This window comes from Mycobacterium parmense (assembly GCF_010730575.1).
GTDB classification, from domain to species: domain Bacteria; phylum Actinomycetota; class Actinomycetes; order Mycobacteriales; family Mycobacteriaceae; genus Mycobacterium; species Mycobacterium parmense.
Genome location: NZ_AP022614.1, coordinates 5,604,473 through 5,622,682, shown reverse-complemented (window position 1 = coordinate 5,622,682; position 18,210 = coordinate 5,604,473). Strand labels below are relative to the sequence as shown.

At 65.6% G+C, this 18,210-nt stretch carries 18 protein-coding genes; 11 read left to right on the top strand and 7 right to left on the bottom strand.

What is annotated here, in order from left to right; translation table 11 throughout:
• Positions 1-12 precede the first annotated feature (12 nt).
• Genes G6N48_RS26085 through G6N48_RS26075 form a run of 3 tightly spaced genes read right to left on the bottom strand, consistent with a single transcriptional unit; the run spans position 13 to position 3,212 of the window.
• Positions 13-822 carry an enoyl-CoA hydratase/isomerase family protein gene (locus G6N48_RS26085; protein WP_085269981.1) on the bottom strand — a complete coding sequence of 270 codons (810 nt, stop codon included), beginning with the start codon at positions 820-822 and terminating at the stop codon, positions 13-15.
• Positions 823-834: 12 nt separating this feature from the next.
• Positions 835-1,995, bottom strand: coding sequence for a thiolase C-terminal domain-containing protein (locus G6N48_RS26080; protein WP_085269982.1), 1,161 nt, complete (start codon positions 1,993-1,995; stop codon positions 835-837).
• Positions 1,992-3,212, bottom strand: a complete 1,221-nt coding sequence (locus tag G6N48_RS26075) for a Zn-ribbon domain-containing OB-fold protein (RefSeq protein ID WP_085269983.1) — start codon at positions 3,210-3,212, stop codon at positions 1,992-1,994. The genes G6N48_RS26080 and G6N48_RS26075 overlap by 4 nt, the downstream gene beginning before the upstream one ends.
• Before the next feature lie 126 nt (positions 3,213-3,338).
• Here G6N48_RS26075 and G6N48_RS26070 point away from each other — a divergent pair, with 126 nt between their 5' ends.
• Genes G6N48_RS26070 through G6N48_RS26055 form a run of 4 tightly spaced genes read left to right on the top strand, consistent with a single transcriptional unit; the run spans position 3,339 to position 7,222 of the window.
• Entirely contained in the window at positions 3,339-4,178 is an 840-nt protein-coding gene (locus tag G6N48_RS26070) for an SDR family oxidoreductase (RefSeq protein WP_085269984.1), read from the top strand.
• 9 nt (positions 4,179-4,187) lie between these two features.
• Positions 4,188-5,339, top strand: a complete 1,152-nt coding sequence (locus tag G6N48_RS26065; protein ID WP_085269985.1) for an acyl-CoA dehydrogenase family protein — start codon at positions 4,188-4,190, stop codon at positions 5,337-5,339.
• Positions 5,336-6,430 carry an acyl-CoA dehydrogenase family protein gene (locus G6N48_RS26060; RefSeq protein WP_085269986.1) on the top strand — a complete coding sequence of 365 codons (1,095 nt, stop codon included), beginning with the start codon at positions 5,336-5,338 and terminating at the stop codon, positions 6,428-6,430. Before G6N48_RS26065 ends, G6N48_RS26060 begins: the two co-directional genes overlap by 4 nt.
• A gap of 12 nt (positions 6,431-6,442) precedes the next feature.
• Positions 6,443-7,222 carry an SDR family oxidoreductase gene (locus G6N48_RS26055; RefSeq protein WP_085270128.1) on the top strand — a complete coding sequence of 260 codons (780 nt, stop codon included), beginning with the start codon at positions 6,443-6,445 and terminating at the stop codon, positions 7,220-7,222.
• 12 nt (positions 7,223-7,234) lie between these two features.
• On the opposite strand, the gene G6N48_RS26050 is transcribed toward G6N48_RS26055, so the two are convergent.
• Positions 7,235-8,062 (bottom strand): enoyl-CoA hydratase/isomerase family protein, encoded by an 828-nt coding sequence (locus G6N48_RS26050; protein WP_085269987.1) that lies wholly within the window; start codon positions 8,060-8,062, stop codon positions 7,235-7,237.
• A gap of 171 nt (positions 8,063-8,233) precedes the next feature.
• Here G6N48_RS26050 and G6N48_RS26045 point away from each other — a divergent pair, with 171 nt between their 5' ends.
• The 3 genes from G6N48_RS26045 to G6N48_RS26035 are packed head-to-tail and all read left to right on the top strand — an operon-like array spanning position 8,234 to position 11,046.
• Complete coding sequence (locus tag G6N48_RS26045) at positions 8,234-9,064, top strand: mycofactocin-coupled SDR family oxidoreductase (RefSeq protein ID WP_085269988.1); 831 nt, start codon at positions 8,234-8,236, stop codon at positions 9,062-9,064.
• A gap of 12 nt (positions 9,065-9,076) precedes the next feature.
• The gene (locus tag G6N48_RS26040; RefSeq protein WP_085269989.1) at positions 9,077-9,874 is read left to right on the top strand and encodes an SDR family oxidoreductase; all 798 of its coding nucleotides are present in this window, start codon (positions 9,077-9,079) and stop codon (positions 9,872-9,874) included.
• 59 nt (positions 9,875-9,933) lie between these two features.
• A complete protein-coding gene (locus tag G6N48_RS26035) occupies positions 9,934-11,046 on the top strand; it encodes a cytochrome P450 (protein ID WP_232066829.1) in 1,113 nt (370 codons plus the stop codon).
• Positions 11,047-11,050: 4 nt separating this feature from the next.
• On the opposite strand, the gene fadD4 is transcribed toward G6N48_RS26035, so the two are convergent.
• A complete protein-coding gene (gene fadD4 / locus G6N48_RS26030) occupies positions 11,051-12,577 on the bottom strand; it encodes a fatty-acid--CoA ligase FadD4 (RefSeq protein WP_085269991.1) in 1,527 nt (508 codons plus the stop codon).
• 107 nt (positions 12,578-12,684) lie between these two features.
• On the opposite strand from fadD4, the gene G6N48_RS26025 reads away from it, so the two are divergent.
• Positions 12,685-13,302, top strand: coding sequence for an isochorismatase family protein (locus G6N48_RS26025; RefSeq protein WP_085269992.1), 618 nt, complete (start codon positions 12,685-12,687; stop codon positions 13,300-13,302).
• Here G6N48_RS26025 and G6N48_RS26020 read toward each other — a convergent pair.
• Together G6N48_RS26020 and G6N48_RS26015 are read right to left on the bottom strand one after the other, a co-directional pair.
• Positions 13,286-13,897, bottom strand: a complete 612-nt coding sequence (locus tag G6N48_RS26020; protein ID WP_085269993.1) for a TetR/AcrR family transcriptional regulator — start codon at positions 13,895-13,897, stop codon at positions 13,286-13,288. The genes G6N48_RS26025 and G6N48_RS26020 overlap by 17 nt on opposite strands.
• Positions 13,887-14,900 (bottom strand): Rieske 2Fe-2S domain-containing protein, encoded by a 1,014-nt coding sequence (locus tag G6N48_RS26015; RefSeq protein WP_085269994.1) that lies wholly within the window; start codon positions 14,898-14,900, stop codon positions 13,887-13,889. Before G6N48_RS26015 ends, G6N48_RS26020 begins: the two co-directional genes overlap by 11 nt.
• A gap of 175 nt (positions 14,901-15,075) precedes the next feature.
• On the opposite strand from G6N48_RS26015, the gene G6N48_RS26010 reads away from it, so the two are divergent.
• The 3 genes from G6N48_RS26010 (at position 15,076) to G6N48_RS26000 (ending at position 18,196) form a co-directional block, all read left to right on the top strand.
• The gene (locus G6N48_RS26010) at positions 15,076-16,071 is read left to right on the top strand and encodes an LLM class flavin-dependent oxidoreductase (protein WP_085269995.1); all 996 of its coding nucleotides are present in this window, start codon (positions 15,076-15,078) and stop codon (positions 16,069-16,071) included.
• A 74-nt stretch (positions 16,072-16,145) separates the two neighbouring features.
• Positions 16,146-16,928, top strand: a complete 783-nt coding sequence (locus G6N48_RS26005) for a FadR/GntR family transcriptional regulator (RefSeq protein WP_085269996.1) — start codon at positions 16,146-16,148, stop codon at positions 16,926-16,928.
• 38 nt (positions 16,929-16,966) lie between these two features.
• A complete protein-coding gene (locus G6N48_RS26000; RefSeq protein WP_085269997.1) occupies positions 16,967-18,196 on the top strand; it encodes a CaiB/BaiF CoA transferase family protein in 1,230 nt (409 codons plus the stop codon).
• Positions 18,197-18,210: the final 14 nt, after the last annotated feature.

Below are 18,210 nucleotides of genomic sequence, written 5' to 3'. Positions count from 1 at the left end.
CGGCCCCTCGGGCTACTTCTTCGAGCGCGCCCGGAACGCGGCCACCCGCTCCTTGAACTCCGGGGTCGAGAACGACGTGTATTCCTCGGCCAGCGCGTACTCCAGCACACCGAGCGCGGCCCGCGACAGGTGCATGTTCATCGCGACCTTGCTGGCGCGCAGGGCCTGGGGCGGCAGCCCGGCCAGCCGCTCTCCTATTGCGAGCGCCTCGTCGAGCACGGTGTCATCGGTGGCCACTTTGGTGACGAGGTTCAGCTTGTCCGCAATGCTAGGGGTGATCCGATCCCCGAGCAGCACATACTCTTTGGCTTTCATCAGGCCGATCAGCAGCGGAAGCATCGCGGCACCGCCGTCACCGGCCACCAAGCCGACCGCGACATGCGGGTCGGCCAGGTAGCTGCTCTCCCCCATCACCAGGAAGTCGCTCAACAAAGCGATCGAGCAGCCGAGCCCGACAGCCGGGCCGTTGACAGCCGACACCAGCGGCTTGGGAAAATTGATCACCTCGAGAAACACCGTGCGGGCCTCGGTGATCTGAAACTGACGTGCCACCGGATCCTCGATGAGGCGCCCGAACATCACCATGTCACCGCCGGCCGAGAACGCCTTACCGATACCGGTCGTCACCACCGCCCGTACGTCGTCGTCGGCAGTCAGCACCCGCCAGATCGTGGCGAACGCGTGGTGGACCTGTTCGTTGACGGCGTTGAACGCCTCGGGCCGGTTGATGCTCACGACGTGGACGTTGCCGCGCTTCTCCACCAGCAGCCACGGCGCAAACTCTTCGTAGCCGGGCAGCGTGGCGATCTCGGAAGTGGTCATGTGATGGTCCCGTCAGTTCTTCTCGTTGGAAAGGACAGTGACCGCGGAGACCGCGGTCGGCCCGCCGATGTTGTGGGCCAACGCGATGCGCGCACCGTCGACTTGATTCTCGGCCTCACCGCGAAGCTGGTTGAACAGTTCGTAGCACTGCGCCACGCCGGTGGCACCCGGCGGATGCCCCTTGGCCTTCAACCCGCCACTCGGGTTGATCGGAATCGATCCGCCCACATAGTGTTCGCGGCCTTCCACCAACTTGTAGGCCTCGAAACGGTGTGCGAACCCCAGATCTTCGTAGCTGATCAGCTCGACCCCGGTGAAGCAGTCGTGGACCTCGGCGACGTCGATGTCGCGCGGCGTCACCCCGGCCATCGCCATCGCGGCCTTGGCGGCACGCACCGTCGGCGGAAACGTCGTCATGTCCGTCTTATGCTGGTGCATCACCCGGTCCATCCCCAGCCCCACGCCGCGAACCCAGACGGGACGGTCGGTGTAGCGGTCGACGACGTCCTCCGCAGCCAAGATCACCGCGGCCGCGCCGTCGCTCTGCGGGGTGCAGTCGTAGAGTCCGAAGGGTTCGACCACGATCGGCGCAGCCAGCGCCTGCTCGACGGTGATCTCATAGCGCAGTTGAGCTTTCGGGTTGTTCACCGCGTGGAAATGGTTCTTCACCGCCACCATCGCCATGTGCTCCTTCGTCGCCGGAGACTCGTGCAGATACCGCATCACGTGCAGCGCGAAGTTGGCGGGCGCAACCAGCCCCAGCGGGTAGTCCCACGCGTTGTCGCGGGTCATCGCCGCCCAGTCCCAGAACGTGGTGTTCGAGGAGGTCTCGCGGACCTTGTCGGCCCCGACTACGAGCACCACATCGTAGAGGCCGGAGGCGATGGCCAGCGTGCCGTTCCGGATCGCGTCATTGCCGGTGGCACAGGCATTTTCGACGCGGGTTACCGGGATATCGGTCAGATCGAGGGTGTCGGCCAAAATGCCGGACGGGAACCCGTCGGTGGTCGCTAGCTCGCCGAACCACGCGGCTTCGAGCTCAGACTTCTGAATGCCCTTGTCAACGTTGGCGACCGCTTCGGCGTAGGCCATCGGCACCAGATCCTTGATACCCAGTTCGAAGTGTTCGGCGAAGGGCGTCATCCCCGCGCCGACGATGGCGACTTTTCTCACGCAACCGCTCCTTCCAGCGTCCGTCCGGGCCAGAAGGCGTAGCCGTAATCGGGAATGCCGGCGCGAGTGGCGATCCTGCGCAACACCACCGAGCCAGGCTGTCCGATCGTCGCCTCACCCGCGGGCACACCGGTGACTTTCAGCAGCACCCGCACCGGGCTGCCGTCGAGTTGAACGACGGCCAGGGAGTACGGGCTGGGCACGTCGGGCACCGGAATCCGCACGGTGGTGTGGGTGTATACGGTGCCGGTTCGCGGCAGCGACTCGAGCCGGTACTCGCTGGCCAACCGCCCGGCATTGTCGACTCGCAGCCGCGGTGGAAACTGCGGCGCGGCATCGATGCCCGGGCTCTCTTCGAAAACCGCTGCTTCCCAACGGATCTTCGGCTCGAAAGCGCGCGCGTACGCGGGCATCGAAATCGGAATGCCGACGCCGTCGGCAACGCGCATCTTGGGTAGCTCCCGCGCCGGAAATTCGTCGCGGGAGATCCCGGGCGTCGCGCCCCCGAACGCGAGGTCGGCCGCGCTGATGCTGGACTGCTCGACGGCGAGCAACAAGCCCTGCGTGCCCGCCTCGATCGCGTCGGCGAGCAGCCGGATGATCGCCGACGCGCAGACACTGGGGTCGGCGACGGCCCGCGATGTGTCGAAGTCGCTCGCGATCTGCGCCAGCGGCACGCCTGCCACGGCGGCCAGCGCCGGGCTTCCGGTCAGGCCCAGTCGGGTCAGGGTGGAGCGCACCCCCACCTCGCGTTGCAGCCGGGGGTCGACGTAGGCATGGCGCGCGCCGTCCTCCCCTCGGGCCGTCAGCGGCAGGCTCCGCGTCTGGCGCGCCGCCGGGGTCAGCGTGACGCCGCCGCCGCCCGTGAGCACCGCCCCGGCCCCCGCCGCGAGATCGTTGTCGTCGGCGGCGATCACCAAGGTGCGTTCGCCGGCGTTGCAGATTTGGTCCAGCACGGCGGGCGCACCGCCGAGGACCTCGGCGACGGGGGTGTCGGCCGGCAGGGACAACGCAGCCAACAGCACCGCGCCGTTGCCGCCCTCCAGCAGTGGAAAGTCACGCGACACCATCGCCACGCGTTGCGCCGTGGCCTCGGGATCGGCAGCGCGACCGGCGGCGACGGCCATCGTCAGCGCGTCCTCATCGGGTCCCTTGACCCGCCGGTCGCGCACCGTCCATGGCGGCAGATAGGTGCCGATCGACAGAACCTGAGTCATGGGGCCTCGCTTCGGTCGGGCGGGTTCATCCCTCCCACTAATGAGCTATATAGTTATAGCATTCCTCGAATCACCGCAGCGACGGCGGAAGGCCAACGAACCGTGGGTAGTCCCGATTCTCGCACCTTGAAGCACCGCGTGGTCGTGGTCACCGGCGCGAGCCGCGGCATCGGAGCCGCCGTGGCCGTGCGGGCCGCCGCCGATGGCGCTGCCGTGGCCCTGTTGGCTAAGACTCAGACGCCGAATCCCAAGATCGCGGGCACCCTTGCCGAGACCGCGGACGCCGTGCGACGTGCCGGCGGTCGGGCGTTGCCGCTGACGTGCGATGTGCGCGACGCGGCAGCGGTCGCAGCGGCAGTCGAGGCGGCAGCCGACGCGTTCGGTGGCATCGACGTCGTCGTCAACAACGCCGGAGCCCTGGATCTACGACCGACCGCGCAGCTACCGCCCAAAAGCCTGCGCCGGCTGCTGGAGGTCAATGTCGAAGGGCCGTTCGCGATTGTGCAGGCCGCACTTCCGTACTTGCGCCGGTCGGGCAACGCGCACGTGGTCAATGTCGCTCCCCCGCTGAATATGGACCCCCGATGGGTTGGTGCCCATGTCGGGCACACCGTGGGCAAGTACGCCGAGAGCCTGCTTACCTTGGGATGGGCCGAGGAATTCGCCTCGGTACCGATCGCGGTGAATTCGCTGTGGCCGGCCACCACGATCGCCAGTACGGGAATGATGGTCGCAATGGGCGAGGAAACGGTGCGGGCGCAGGCCCGCAGCCCGCAGGTCATGGCCGAGGCGGTGCACGCGCTGGTCACCCGTCCCGCCGCGGCGTGCAGCGGCCACTTCTACACCGACGAGGAGATCCTTCGCGAGGAGGGCCGCGTCGACCTGTCGGAGTACCGACTGGCCGCCAACGAAGATGACCTGACGCCCAACTTCTACCTTCTGTCGGCCCCGGTGCCTACGGTTTAGGAAGCGGCAGTGGTGAATTCGTTCGACGCGTTGAGCGCCCGTGAGCCCGAGTTGGTCAAGCTGCGGCACGCCGTGCGCGACTTCTTGGAGTCCGACCGTGCTGAATTCGGCTGGCAGCCCGGCGTCGATTCATGGCTGGCCGGGTGGGACGAGCAGTTCTCGGCGCGGCTTGGCGCCGCCGGATTCATCGGCCTGACCATCCCGCAGCGTTACGGCGGCCACGGCCTCGGGCACCTGCACCGCTACGTGGTCACCGAGGAGCTGATCGCAGCGGGTGCGCCCGTGGCCGCGCACTGGACGGCCGATCGTCAGGTCGCACCGGGCCTGCTGACCTACGGCAATGAGGAGCAGCGCGAACGTTTGTTGCCCAAAATTGTTGCTGGACAGCTTTTTTCGTCAATCGGCATGAGCGAGCACGGCGCCGGGTCCGACCTTGCTGCTGTGCAAACCAAGGCTGTCCGCGCCGACGGCGGCTGGTTACTCTCCGGCAGCAAGGTGTGGACCAGCGGGGCCCACCATGCGCACCAAGTCGTCGTGCTAGCCCGCACCAGCCCGCCGGATCCAGAACACCGCCACGCCGGGTTCAGCCAATTCCTGGTGCCGTGCGATGCCGAGGGCGTCCGCATCGAGCCCATCATCTTGATGTCGGGCGCACATCACTTCAACGAGGTGCTGTTCGATCAGGTCTTCGTATCCGATGCCGATGTGCTCGGCGAGGTCGGCAACGGCTGGCACCAGGTCACCTCCGAGTTGTCGTTCGAACGCAGCGGGCCCGAGCGGATCCTGTCCACCGGTCCCCTGCTGTTCGCCGCCATCCGCGCACTCGGTGGTGGACCGGTGCCCGATGGCCGCACCGCCGCCGACATCGGCGACCTGATGGCGCGGTTGATCTCGCTGCGGCAGCTGTCGTTGTCGGTGGCACGCACGCTCACCGACGGCGGCGACGCGGCGAATCAGGCCGCGCTGGTGAAGGACCTCGGCACGCGTTTCGAAGCCGAATCCGTGGGGTTGATCGCCGATCTGCTCGAGGCGGTACCCCCGAATTCCGAACTGGAGACGATGCTGAGCACCGCGTGGCTGCACAAGCCCATGTTCACCCTGCGCGGCGGTACCAATGAGGTGCTTCGCGGCGTGATCGCCCGCGGAATGGGGCTGCGATGAGCGCGCTGGCTGGCGGGATATTCGCCGCGACCGACTCTCAAAATGACGACACGCAGCTGCGTCAGCTCGTCGACGACCTCGGGCAGCGCTCCTACGACGCCGGGCTGGGCCACCGCGGCATCCCCGACCAGTTCGACGCCGAGCTCTGGGGCAACCTCGAGGACACCGGGCTGGCCAGGCTGACGAGCACGCCCGACATGGGAGCCGGCCCGCGCGAGTTGGCCATTGCGCTTTACGGCGTGGCCCGCCACGCCGGCGCGGTGCCGTTGGCCGAAACCGACGCGCTTGCCGGGTGGCTGGGCCAGCAGGCCGGGATCGAGCTCCCCAACGGGCCGCTGACCGCTGCCGTCGCCGATGCCGAAACCGACGGCGCCAGGGTCACCGGCACCGCGACCGGCGTGCCATGGGCGCGAGCGTGCGCCGCCGCCCTGCTGGCCGTCACCACGCCCTCCAGGCTGCGGGTCGGTGTTATCGACGTGATCCCCGGCCAACTGCGGGAAGGTCACAACCTAGCGGGCGAACCCCGCGATTCGCTCGTGTTCGACGTGCCGGCCGACCAGCTGTACGACGTCGACCCGGCGCTCGGCGCCGAGCTGGCTCGGCGCGGCGCATGGTCACGCTGTGTGCAGACCATCGGGGTGCTGGACGCTGCCGCAGCGCTGTCGGTGCAGCACACCCGGCAGCGCGTCCAGTTCGGTCGTCCGCTCAGCGCTTTCCAGTCGGTGCAGCAGTCACTGGCCGGCATGGCCGGGGAAATCGAAACAGCTCGTGCTGCTGCGGAATTGGCTGTCGCAGCCGCGGCCGAGCACGGCTTCAACTCCCCCCACACCGACTATGCCGTCACCGTCGCGAAGGTCGCAGTCGGTCGCGCCGTCGGCCCGGTCACCAGCGTCGCCCATCAGTTGCACGGCGCGATCGGCGTCACCAGTGAGCACCCGCTGTGGCTGTTCACCCTGCGCGCTCAGAGCTGGACCGCGGACTACGGCACGACCGCGAACTACGCACGACGGCTCGGCCGGCTGGTGCTGGCCGCGGAGGATCCGTGGAGCTTGATGACGGGCGATCCGCCTGAAGTGGAAAACAACGGTTAATAAGGAGGATTGGTGACTGTAGCGAAATTCGACGGAGCGTCGGCGATTGTCAGCGGCGGCGCGGGTGGCCTGGGCGAGGCGACGGTCCGTCGGCTCCATGCCGACGGACTCGGCGTGGTGATCGCCGATCTCGCCGCCGACAAGGGTAAGGCTCTGGCCGACGAGCTGGGCAGTCGAGCGCTGTTCGTGAGCACCGACGTGACGAGTGAGGACAGCGTTCTCGGCGCGATCGAGCAGGCCAACCAGCTCGGTCAGCTGCGCTACGCGGTGGTCGCCCACGGCGGTTTCGGTGTGGCGCAACGGATCGTGCAGCGCGACGGCAGCCCCGCGGACTTCGGCGGCTTCACCAAGACGATCGATCTCTATCTCAATGGCACCTACAACATGGCCCGACTCGTGGCCGCAGCCGTGGCCACCGCAGAACCCCGCGATGGCGGCGAGCGGGGCGCGCTGGTGCTCACCGCCTCGATTGCGGGCTACGAGGGGCAGATCGGGCAGACCGCCTATGCCGCCGCGAAAGCCGGTGTCATCGGGTTGACCATCGCCGCCGCCCGCGACCTGAGTTCGGTGGGCATCCGGGTCAACACCATCGCGCCGGGCACCATGAAGACGCCGATCATGGAGTCTGTCGGCGAAGAGGCCATCGCCAAGTTCGCCGCCAACGTGCCGTTCCCGAAACGACTCGGCTCCCCCGATGAGTTTGCCGACGCGGCCACGTTCCTGCTCACCAACGGCTACGTCAACGGCGAGGTAATGCGCCTCGACGGCGCGCAGCGCTTCACTCCGAAGTAGGCGCGGCGGCGGTTACAACCGGCCGTCCACCTGAAGCTCGGGATGTACCCACGCTGGCGAGTTCTTCTGCTTGAAGGCCCGGAAGCCTTCGCGGGCTTCGGGACCGAAGAGGCTGGCCTGCATGCCGATGCGGTCGAACAGCCCCAGGTAGTTGTCGAGACTGGCTTTGATCACGCCCCGCGCCCCGGGTGCGGTCCGGCAGCATTGCGCGAGAAGCTCCTTGGCCACGTCCAGCAGGTCGTCGTGGGGAACCATCCTGGCCACCATGCCCCAGTCGACGGCCTCCTCTGCGGACAGCGTGCGGCCGGTGAACATCAGGTCCTTCGTGCGGACCGGGCCGATCAAGCGTGCCAACACCTGGCTGTAGTAGGTGTCAGCGATGCCACGGAACAACTCGGGCACGCGGAAGGTGGCCCGCTCGCTGACCACCGCGATGTCACTGCACATGGCGATCTGCAGGCCGCCACCTTGGCACAGCCCATTGACTGCGGACACGACCGGTTTCGGAGACTGTCGCAGGACGTCGAAAGGCGTGACGTCCATTCCCATGGTGGAGGCAAAGTCCATCCAATTGTCCTCGGCGGCCTGTCCCAAATCTCCACCCGGCGCGAAGACGTCGCCGGTTCCGGTGATGAGCAGGCCGGCGAGATCGGGATCGGCGTTGACGCGGCTGACCGCGTATCGGATCCCGAAATACATGGCGGGCGTCATCGCATTACGTGCCTGCGGACGGTCCAGGGTGCAGATCGCGAATGCACCTTGGCGTTCGAATGTCAGGAACGGGGTTCCCAGCCAGTCGCCATCGGGAGGACGGGGACCGCCATTGAGGCCTTCGGACATGTGGGATTCCCTTCGAAAACAGATTGATCGTTCGCCTGACCCCCAAAGTAGCGAAATAGTTGTATGATTCCAACCTCGCGGCGTAGCATCCTGCACGTGGCGCACGTCACTACGCCGCGTCCGCTCCATCCCGCTGAGCGCGGCCACTAGCGAGCTACTGGAGGCAAACGAATGGGTTCACTCGACGGCCGGGTCATCTTCATCACCGGCGCCGCCCGTGGGCAGGGCCGCTCGCACGCGGTCATGTGCGCCGAGCAGGGTGCGAACATCGTCGGAGTCGACCTCTGTGAAGACCTAGACATCGTGCCCTACAAGCTGGGCACCTACGAGGACCTTGAGGAGACAGCGCGCCTGGTCGAAAAGACCGGTCAGGAAATGCTTTTCCGTAAGGCAGACGTCCGCGACAAAGCTGCCCTGCAGGCAGCGTTCGACGCCGGCGTCGAACAGTTCGGGCACATCGACACCGTGATCGCAAACGCCGGCGTGGTGCTGACCAATGCCGACGAGCGCGACGCGTCCGAAGCGTTGCGGCTCGGTCTCGACATCATGCTCATCGGTGTCTGGAACGCATTCCAAGTCGCGATACCGCACCTCAAGGAACGCGGCGAGGGCGGCAACTTGATCGCGACGAGTTCGATGATCGCGCTATTGGACCTCACCGACGGCCGCGGCGGCAGCGACGCCTACCTGATGTCCAAGGTCGCCGTCGTCGGCCTGGTCCGCGCGTATGCGGCCATGCTCGCTCCCGACCGTATTCGCGTCAACGCGGTGGCGCCGACGAATTGCGCGACCCCGATGATCACTGACAACCCGGCGCTGTTCAAGGTGATCGAGGACAACCCCCGCATGGTCAATGCAGTCCAGACCGCGCTGCCGGACTTGCCGCTGATCGAGCCACGCGACGTCAGCAACACGATCCTCTTTTTGATCAGCGACGCGGGCCGTTCGTTCACCGGAAGCATGCTCAAGGTGGACGCCGGCATGGACGTGCGGCGAGGCTAGTCGGCGCACCGGATGCATTACGGAATCGACGGCCGATCGGCGCTGGTCGTCGGCGGCAGCAAGGGAATCGGCTTCGAGGTCGCCAAACTGCTTGCCGCGGAGGGTGCGCGGGTTGCGATACTAGCGCGGACCAGGACCGATGTCGACGCCGCGGTCGAGGCGATCCGCGCTGAAGGGGGCGCTGCCATCGGTGTCACTGCCGACGTCGCCGACGACGGGCAGCTCACCCACGCCGTCCGCGAGATTGCGGCCCGGCACGGGGCGCCGCTGATCGTTGTCGGGCAGGCCAAGTACCAGCGTCCCGGCGATTTCGCCGACATCACCGATGTGAACGTCTACCGTGAGTCCTTCGAACTGCACACGATGAGCCAGATCCTCCTGCTGCACGCGGTCCTGCCTGCCATGCAGGACGCCGGCTGGGGCCGATTCGTGCACATCGGCTCCGCCACCGCCAAGGAACCGGCGGGCGGCATCCACCACGCGGTGGCCAATACCAGTCGCCCCTCGACGATCGGCCTGCTCAAGACGGTCTCCGACGAGTACGCCCAGTTCGGCATCACGGTCAATACCGTCGCGCCCGGCTGGATCGAGACTGAGAACGCACTGGCCTACCTGGAGCAGCACCTCGGCGCGAGCACCGATCAGGAGCGACGAGAGTTCATGCTGCGCGAAGCTCGGGTGCCGGCAGCGCGAATGGGCAAACCGAGCGAGATTGCCTCGCTCATCGCCTATCTTTGCTCAGAACCTGCCGGCTACCTCACCGGTAGTTGGATCGAAGTCGACGGTGGCTTGCACCGGTCGGCGTTCTAACCTTAGGAGAATACGTGGAAACCCTTGGGGCACCCGAACTTTCCTTCGCCAGCCTGCCGATGGCGGCGGACCGCGGAGTGGGGTGGAAGGTTCTTCGTGACGCGGGGCGGGTGGTGTCCGTCGACGGAATCTTCTACCTGACCCACCGCGACGACGTGCTGGCCGCGCTGCGCGATCCCGAATTATTCTCCTCGAAGAAGGCTTTCGACGTGCTCGGCAGCCCACTGCCGCTGGTGCCCATCTCGTTCGACCCGCCGGAGCACACCCGGTTCCGCAAGATCCTGCAGCCCTTCTTCAGCCCGCACACGTTGAAAGAGATGCTGCCCTCGCTGCAACAGCAGGCGATCGAGATCATCGGGCGGGTAGCCGACAAGGGCGAGTGCGAAGTCGTCGCCGACGTCGCGATCCCGTACCCCTCACAGGTATTCCTGACCTTGTTCGGGCTGCCGCTGGAGGATCGCGACAGGCTCGTCGCATGGAAAACCGCGGTCATCGCGATCTCGGAAGCGCCGTCACTCGAGGACGCCGACCTGACGCCGGCACTCGAATTGCTCGCGTACCTCACAGAGGCGATCAACGCACGGCGGGCCGACCCCGGGCCGGACATCTTGTCGCAGTTGCTCAATGGCGATGAACCGCTCGACGACGCCGAAATCATGGGCCTGAGCTTCCTCTTCGTCCTGGCCGGGCTGGACACCGTCACCGCGGCGATGAGTTCCGCACTGCTGGAGCTCGCCCGCAACCCGGAGCTGAGGGCCACCCTCTGCGACGATCCCGACCAGATCGATGTGTTCGTCGAGGAGATCGTCCGGCTGGAGCCGCCGGCGCCGATGCTGCCCCGCGTGACCACCACCGAGGTCACCATCGGGGACGTCACGCTGCCCGCCGACACCATGGTGCGGTTGTGTGTCGCTGCCATCAATCGCGACGACAGCGACGAGATCTCGACCAACGACGTGGTGATGGATGGAAAGGTGCACCGGCACTGGGGCTTCGGTGGCGGGCCACACCGCTGCCTGGGGTCGCACCTGGCCCGCCTCGAGCTGAAGCTGATCGTGGCCGAATGGCTCCGGCGCATTCCCGAGTTTTCGGTGAAAGTCGGTGAGGAACCGCAGATTGTGTTCCCCGCGAGCACCTTTTCACTTGAGCGCGTGCCTCTGAAACTGGGCTGATCACCTATCCCCTCGCCGAATACTTGCCGACGAGCGGCTGCTTGTACAACTTACCGGCATCGGTCCGGGGCAGCTGCGCCTCGAACGACAGCGACCGCGGACACTTGTAGTGCGCCAACCGGTTTCGCAGCCACTCCAATAACTCCGCCGCGAAGTCGTCGTTGGCATCAGCCGGATCGACCGTCTGCACCACGCCTTTGGCAGCCTGACCCATCTCGTCATCCGGAATACCGAAGACTGCGGCGTCGAGCACCTTGGGATGGGTGATCAGCAGATCTTCGGCTTCTTGCGGGTAGATATTCACACCGCCCGAAATGATCATGTGATGACGGCGATCAGTGAGATAGAGGTAGCCGTCCACGTCGAGATAGCCGATGTCACCGACGGTCACCCAGCCGTGCGCGTCGTGGGCCGCTGCCGTCTTCGCGTCGTCTTTGAGGTACTGGAACGAATGCCCTCCCTCGTAATAGATCTCGCCGGGCACACCGGGCGGTAGCTCATGGCCGCTCTCATCGAGGATGTGTGGGACCCCAACCAAGGGTCGGCCGACCGAGCCGGGGTGGTTCAGCCAGTCCTCGGCGCGGATGAACGAGGCTCCCACGGCCTCCGAAGCGGCGTAGTACTCGTCGATGATCGGCCCCCACCACGCGATCATCTGTTTCTTGATGTCCACCGGGCACGGCGCGGCCGCATGCACCACCCGCTGCAGGCTGGAAACGTCGTAGGACATGCGCACCGCTTCGGGCAGTTTGAGCATCCGCACGAACATCGCCGGGACGAATTGGCCATGAGTGATGCCGTAGCGCTGGATGCACTCGAGCGCGTGTTGCGGGTCGAACTTCTCCATCACGACGGTGGTGCCACCCAGCGACTGCACCACCATTGACCAGAACGACGGCGCGGTGTGATACAGCGGCGCCGGGCTCAGATACACGGACTCGCTGGTGATACCGACCGCATCCATCAACGGCGTCAGGATGTTGGGTGCTTCACTTGGTGGTAGATGCGGAAGCTCACGGCGGATCCCCTTGGGTCTGCCGGTGGTTCCCGACGAGTACTGCAGCAGATCGCCTTCGCGTTCGTCGGGGATCGGCGTCTCGGGTTGGTCGGCAACACATTCCGGGTAGCGATACCATCCGTCCAGATCGTCGTCGGCCATCAGCAGCAACTCAGGTAGCCCGCCGGGGGAATGCTCGGCAAGGCCTTCGCAGACGTCGCGAGTCGCGCGTGACCCGATCAGCGCCTTTGCTGAACTGTTGTCGACGATGTAGGCGGCCTCGGCGGCCGTCAGGTGAGTGTTGATCAACGCGTAGTACAGACCGCTCCGGCGCGCCGCCCACATCACGGCATGGACGTGTTCATTGTTCTCGAGTACTGCCGCAACCGTGTCGCCCTCGCGAAGTCCGGCGGCATACCAGAAGTGAGCCAGACGATTGGCACGCTTCTCCAGCTCGGCGAAATCGATCGCAGTACCGGCCCGAGCGAGGACCAGGGCAGGTTTACCGGATGAGATGTGACCGCGGATCTCCACGATTTCACCTTAAAGCCTTTCGAGGTAAGAAGGCGAAACTCCATATTTTGTAAGCGATCTACCAAATTTTTCGTCACAGGTGTCAAAAAATGGACTAGGGTGCAGGGATGGCTCCGAAACCATGGGACCCCGAGACCACGGCCGTTGTCTGTGTGGAATGCCAGAACGGCGTGCTGGGCCCCGAGTCCGTCTTGCCCGCTTTGGCCGCCGACAGCTCTGAACTCGTCTCCAGTGTGCGCCGACTTCTCGATTCCGCCCGCCAGTTCGGCGCGCGGGTTGTGCACGCGACCTACGAGGGCAACCTCGGCGGCCGGCCGACCGGGACGGCGCGCATCTGGCGGGCCCTAGGCCCCGCAACCGCCCACTGGGCCCCCGGAACCGCCTCCACTACAGTGCTTCCCGACCTGCTGGCACCCACCGATCTGGTGTTAGCGCGCCACCACGGCCTTTTCCCAACGCTCGATTCCGAACTACTGCCCGTGCTCAAAGGCTTCGGCGTGAGCACCATCGTCCTTGCCGGCGTTTCGCTGAACCTGGCGATCACCCACACTGCCGGGCATGTTACGCAGGCCGGTTTCGAACTCGTCGTCCCACGCGACGCCGTCGGCGGAACCCCCAAAGACTATGCAGAACAGGTGCTGGACAACACTATTGCCGTGCTGGGCCGGCTGACCACGATCGATAAGCTCATCGACGAATGGACATCGGTCAGGTCTGACCGTTGACCGTTCGCCACAGCATCTCGGTGGCCGCCATGAGCACCGCTTGGCGCGTAGTCGACGGGACCTCGTTGTGGCGAACCATCAGCCATGAGCGTTCGAGCATCGCCATAATCACCAGCCCGGTAGCCACGGGGTCGAGGTCGGGCGGTGTCGGCGCCATCTTTGCGATGCCCTCACCGAGCGCGGCGGCGGTTCGACGGTGCGAGCGGGCGACCGCGGCGCGGAATTTGCGATCGGGAGGCATGTCCTCGGTGGAGCGGATGACGAACGCACCGTTGCGGTCGAGGTAGTCGAAGTAGCCGGCAACCCAGGCCTCGATGTCCTCCCTGCTGGGCGGGCTCCCCTGCTCCATGAAGCCTTCAACAACCGCGAGCGCCTGGCGATAGGTATCGGTGCCGAGTTCGATGAAGAGCTCGGTCTTGTCGGAGAAGTAATAGTAGAAGTTCGCCCGGGTGACCGGCGCGAGGTCAGTGATGTCCTTGATGGTGACGCCGGAGAAACCCTTGCGCGCAAACGCCGTCCGCGCAGCGTCCAGGATTGACTCTCGGGTGCGGTCGGACTTGCGTGTTACCCGCCGGGGCGAGCCCTCAGACACCATGTGCGACCGGCTCGGCTGCGGCTTCCGGTTCGGGATAAAACCCGCTCGCCCACCGACGCAGCGCGCGAAAGCCTGCCGCCTCCGAGGTCGCCAGGCCCGGCGGTTCGAGGTACTTCTGGTGCTCCCAGATCCGGATGTCGTCGGGCAGGGCGAGTTTCGCTGCCGCCAGACGCGCCTCGAAATCATCCGGGCCTTCTGACGTTTCCTCGCTGATCCAGTAGCCGGCGAAGATGTCGGATCTGGTGTCGTCCACCGGTGTCGCACAGATCGAGATGACCCGGATGCCGTCGCGGACGTGTTCGCCGTTGTAGCTGACACCAATTCCTGACCAATAGATCTCGATCGTGTTCATCGTGTCGCCGACGCGGTCCAGGCCGTCGTTCCACCTCCTGCCGAAGCCGACCTTAGCCGACCAGGTCGAGCTGTCCGTGCTCTCGCGCAACACCACGGGACTGATCGGGGTGCGATGTACGAACCGGAAGTGGTGGGGATCCACGGCGTTCTCGGCGATCACCTGGGGGTGCACCTTCACACGCTCGTGCCGCGTCCGACAATCGGCCCCCAACGGGTGGAACCGCCGCGAGCGCACATGATCGCCCAGCACCGCGAAGGCGTCAGGCGCTTCCCACAGCGGTTGCCTGCCCGCGCTGTCATGCCAGATCAAGATCGACTCGTTGAGTTCTGCGACCGGATAGGAACGTACTCGCCGGGCCTTATTGGGCCGATCCTGGTACGGAATGTGGACGTTGCGTCCGGCGCCGTTCCACACCCAGCCGTGAAAAGGGCACTGGATCCCGTCTTCGACCACACAACCACCATGAGCCAGGCTCGCGCCAAGGTGCTGGCAGTGCGCGTCCAGCACCTTCACCAGCCCATCGAGCTGCCGGAAGGCGACCAGATCCCGCCCAAAGTAATGCATCGGCACCACCTCGGCGACGGCGATGTCGGCACTCCAGGCGACCTGGAACCAACCCGTGGGCAGCATGCTCGGCAGGGTTTGCATTATCGGAACGTCCCTCCACCCATGACAGACTGGCAGCAATGTTCGAGGCTACCCATTTTTGACACCTTTGTCTAAAAATTTCGTCACTGCCTGGCGATAGCTTCGACGCGAGCCACGACGTATAATCACATGTCTAACTAGGTTAGTGATGTATCGCCGACGGATGTGAGGACAAATGGACTGGGGTCTGCCGTGGCCGGGACCCGCGCTGGCGACGCAGGCCGAGACTGCCGGGGCGCAGGCGTTTTGCGCCGGCGAGTTCGCCGACCTGAACGCTTACATCACGGCGACTGAGATGGCCCTTGGTACCTCACAGGCGAAGATCGGCCCGGGGATCGCGTATGCGTTCGCCCGGTCCCCGTTCGTACACGCCGCTGCGGTCCGACATCTCTGCGCACTCGCCCCCGGCAGGGTCTTTCTGGGACTTGGGTCGGGGACCTCGCGGATGAACAGGGACTGGTTCGGTGTCGACGCTGCCCACCCCGCACCTCGGATGGCCGAGCTGGTCGAGGTGATCAGGGCGTTCCTCCACGCCGAGAATGGCGAACGCGTCCACTACGAGGGCCGGTTCTACACGATCGACGCCGAAATACGTGCGCCCGTGCTTGGCCGGTTGGACGTGCCCATCCTGATCGGAGCCTTCAACAAGATCATGTTGCGCACGGCGGGGCGCACCGCCGATGGTGTGCTGGGGCACGGGCTCTTCACCGACCGGTGGTGGATCGAACTTGTGGGGCCCGAACTGGGCCGCGGCGCCGAATCAAGCGGGCGTGACCCCGCCGAGCTACGACGCTGGGGGTGGCTGATCACTGCGATCGACAACGACGACCCGGCCCGAGCCGTCCGCGACGCACGGCTTCAGATTGCCTTCTACTTCACGGTCAAGACCTACGACTCGCTCGTCGAGCTGCACGGCTGGACAGACGAGGTCGCGCGGATCCGTTCGGCCTTCCGCAGCGGCCGACCAGAGGCGATCGCCGACCACGTCACCGACGATATGCTGTGGTCGATCGCGGTCTGCGGAGATGACACCCAGGCGCGCGAAATGCTTGCGGCTCGCAAACGCCTGCCCGACATGGCGTTTGCGTCACCGCCAAGCTTTCTGGTCGGCCGCCGACGGCGCGCCGGCTACGGTGCAGCCGCGACGCGCGTCCTTTCGCAGCTGCACTGACGCAGGCTGGATACCCCGAATAGGCGCTCCACATGGTGTACTGAGTAGTACATGTCTAGATTCAGGAGGCCGCGATGCCCAAGCGGGAACCACTCGCGCCGATGACAGCGCGAGAGAACAACGGTGCGGTACGGTCACCCAAGACGGCCGAAATCGTGGCGGACACGTTACGGCGGATGATAGTCGAGGGACAGCTCAAAGACGGCGACTTCCTCCCCTATGAAGCCGAACTCATGAATCACTTTCAGGTCAGCCGACCGTCACTGCGAGAAGCCGTGCGAGTCTTGGAGTCCGATCGCCTCGTGGAGGTTCGGCGCGGCTCGCGCACCGGCGCCCGGGTTCGGGTCCCGGGCCCCGAAATCGTGGCGCGACCGGCAGGCTTCCTGCTCGCCCTCGCGGGGACCACCCTCGCCGACGTGATGACCGCACGGATGGGGATTGAACCGTATGCGGCCCGATTGCTCGCAGAAGATGGCACCGTGGCGGCCCACCGCGAATTGCGTGATCTCATCGATGAGATCCCCGCTGCCTGGGAGACCGGCGAATTGGCCGCAGCCTCGACCGGGTTGCACCGCCGACTCGTGGAGCTGTCGGGCAACACGACGCTGACCGTGATCGCCGGCATGCTGCACGAGATCTTCGAAAGGCACATGACCGCAGCATTTCTCAGCGTTCAGAACGTCGTGCCAAAGGCTCAGTACAACAAGCTGATGCGGTCGTATATCCGGCTCGCCGATCTGGTGGCCGAGCGCGACGGCACAGAGGCCGAGGCGCATTGGCGACGACACATGAAGAACGCCAGCGCTGAGCTGCTCAAGGGCTACGAGAAGACGAAGGTCCAAGACATCATGCATTGAGTGGGCAATGCGCCCACCCTCACTTTGAAGGACATTTGATGCGTAAACCGCTCAACGGAGTTCGCGTGCTGGAGATCGCACAGTTCACCTTCGTTCCGTCGGCGGGCGCGGTGCTCGCGGACTGGGGCGCCGACGTCGTGAAGATCGAGCATCCTGTCACCGGCGATGCCCAGCGCGGCTTGGTCAAGGTGTTGGGCGCCGCGGCAACCGTACCCGGATCGTCGTTCGCGCCGATCATGGAAGCACCCAACCGCGGAAAGCGCAGTGTCGGAATGGCCCTCGACAATCCCGAGGCGCGTCCCCTGCTCGACGAGCTGATCCGGCGAAGCGACGTGTTCCTGACGAACTACCTGCCGTCCTCGCGAAAGAAGCTGGCCATCGACGTCGAAGACGTCCGCCGCGTCAACCCCGACATCATTTATGTCGCCGGCAGTGGCTTCGGTTCCAATGGGCCTGACCGCGATGCCGGGGCCTACGACGCCACGGCCTTCTGGGCCCGCGGCGGCAGCGCGGACGGCCTCACATCGCCCGACGCCGCGCAAACTCCGTTCATGCCCGCCGGGGCTTACGGAGACAACATCGGAGGGATCACCATCGCCGGAGGGGTGGCGGCGGCGCTCTACGGTAGACAGAACACCGGTGAACCATCGGTGCTCGACGTCTCGCTGCTTGCCGTCGGCGCCTGGGCAACCCAATTCAGCGTGAACATGGCCATGCTGACGGGCGGTCCACTGCCTAAAATGGAACGCCGAACCCAGGCCCCGGGCAACCCGCTGACCGGCGCCTATAAAACGGCGGACGGAAGGTTCGTCCAGTTGTCGATGCTGCAGCCGGCGCGATACTGGCCGGAGTTCTGCCGGCTGATGGGTCTGCGCGATCTCGCTGAAGATCCCCGGTTCACCTCGACAGAGGCGATGGCCCGACACAGCGAAACCGCCCAACGAATCGTCGGGGACGCGATCGGCAACTTGACCTATGCCGAGTGTCAGGCGTTGCTAAACAAGGGCAGAGGGCAGTGGGCCCCGGTACAGGACGCCTGGGAAATAGCCCACGACGAGGCACTGACCGCCAACGGGCGCATCGCCGAAATCATCGATGCCGAAGGTCATCCGCAGAGGTTGGTAGCCAACCCCGTGAAGTTCGATGATGATCCGGCAAGGCTGGGCAGAGCGCCGCAGTTCGCCGAACACACCGACGGGGTGCTGCGCGAACTCGGTATCGATGACGAACGACTCATTGAGCTCAAGATCGCCGGCGCGATCACGTGATCTCAGCGCTGCCA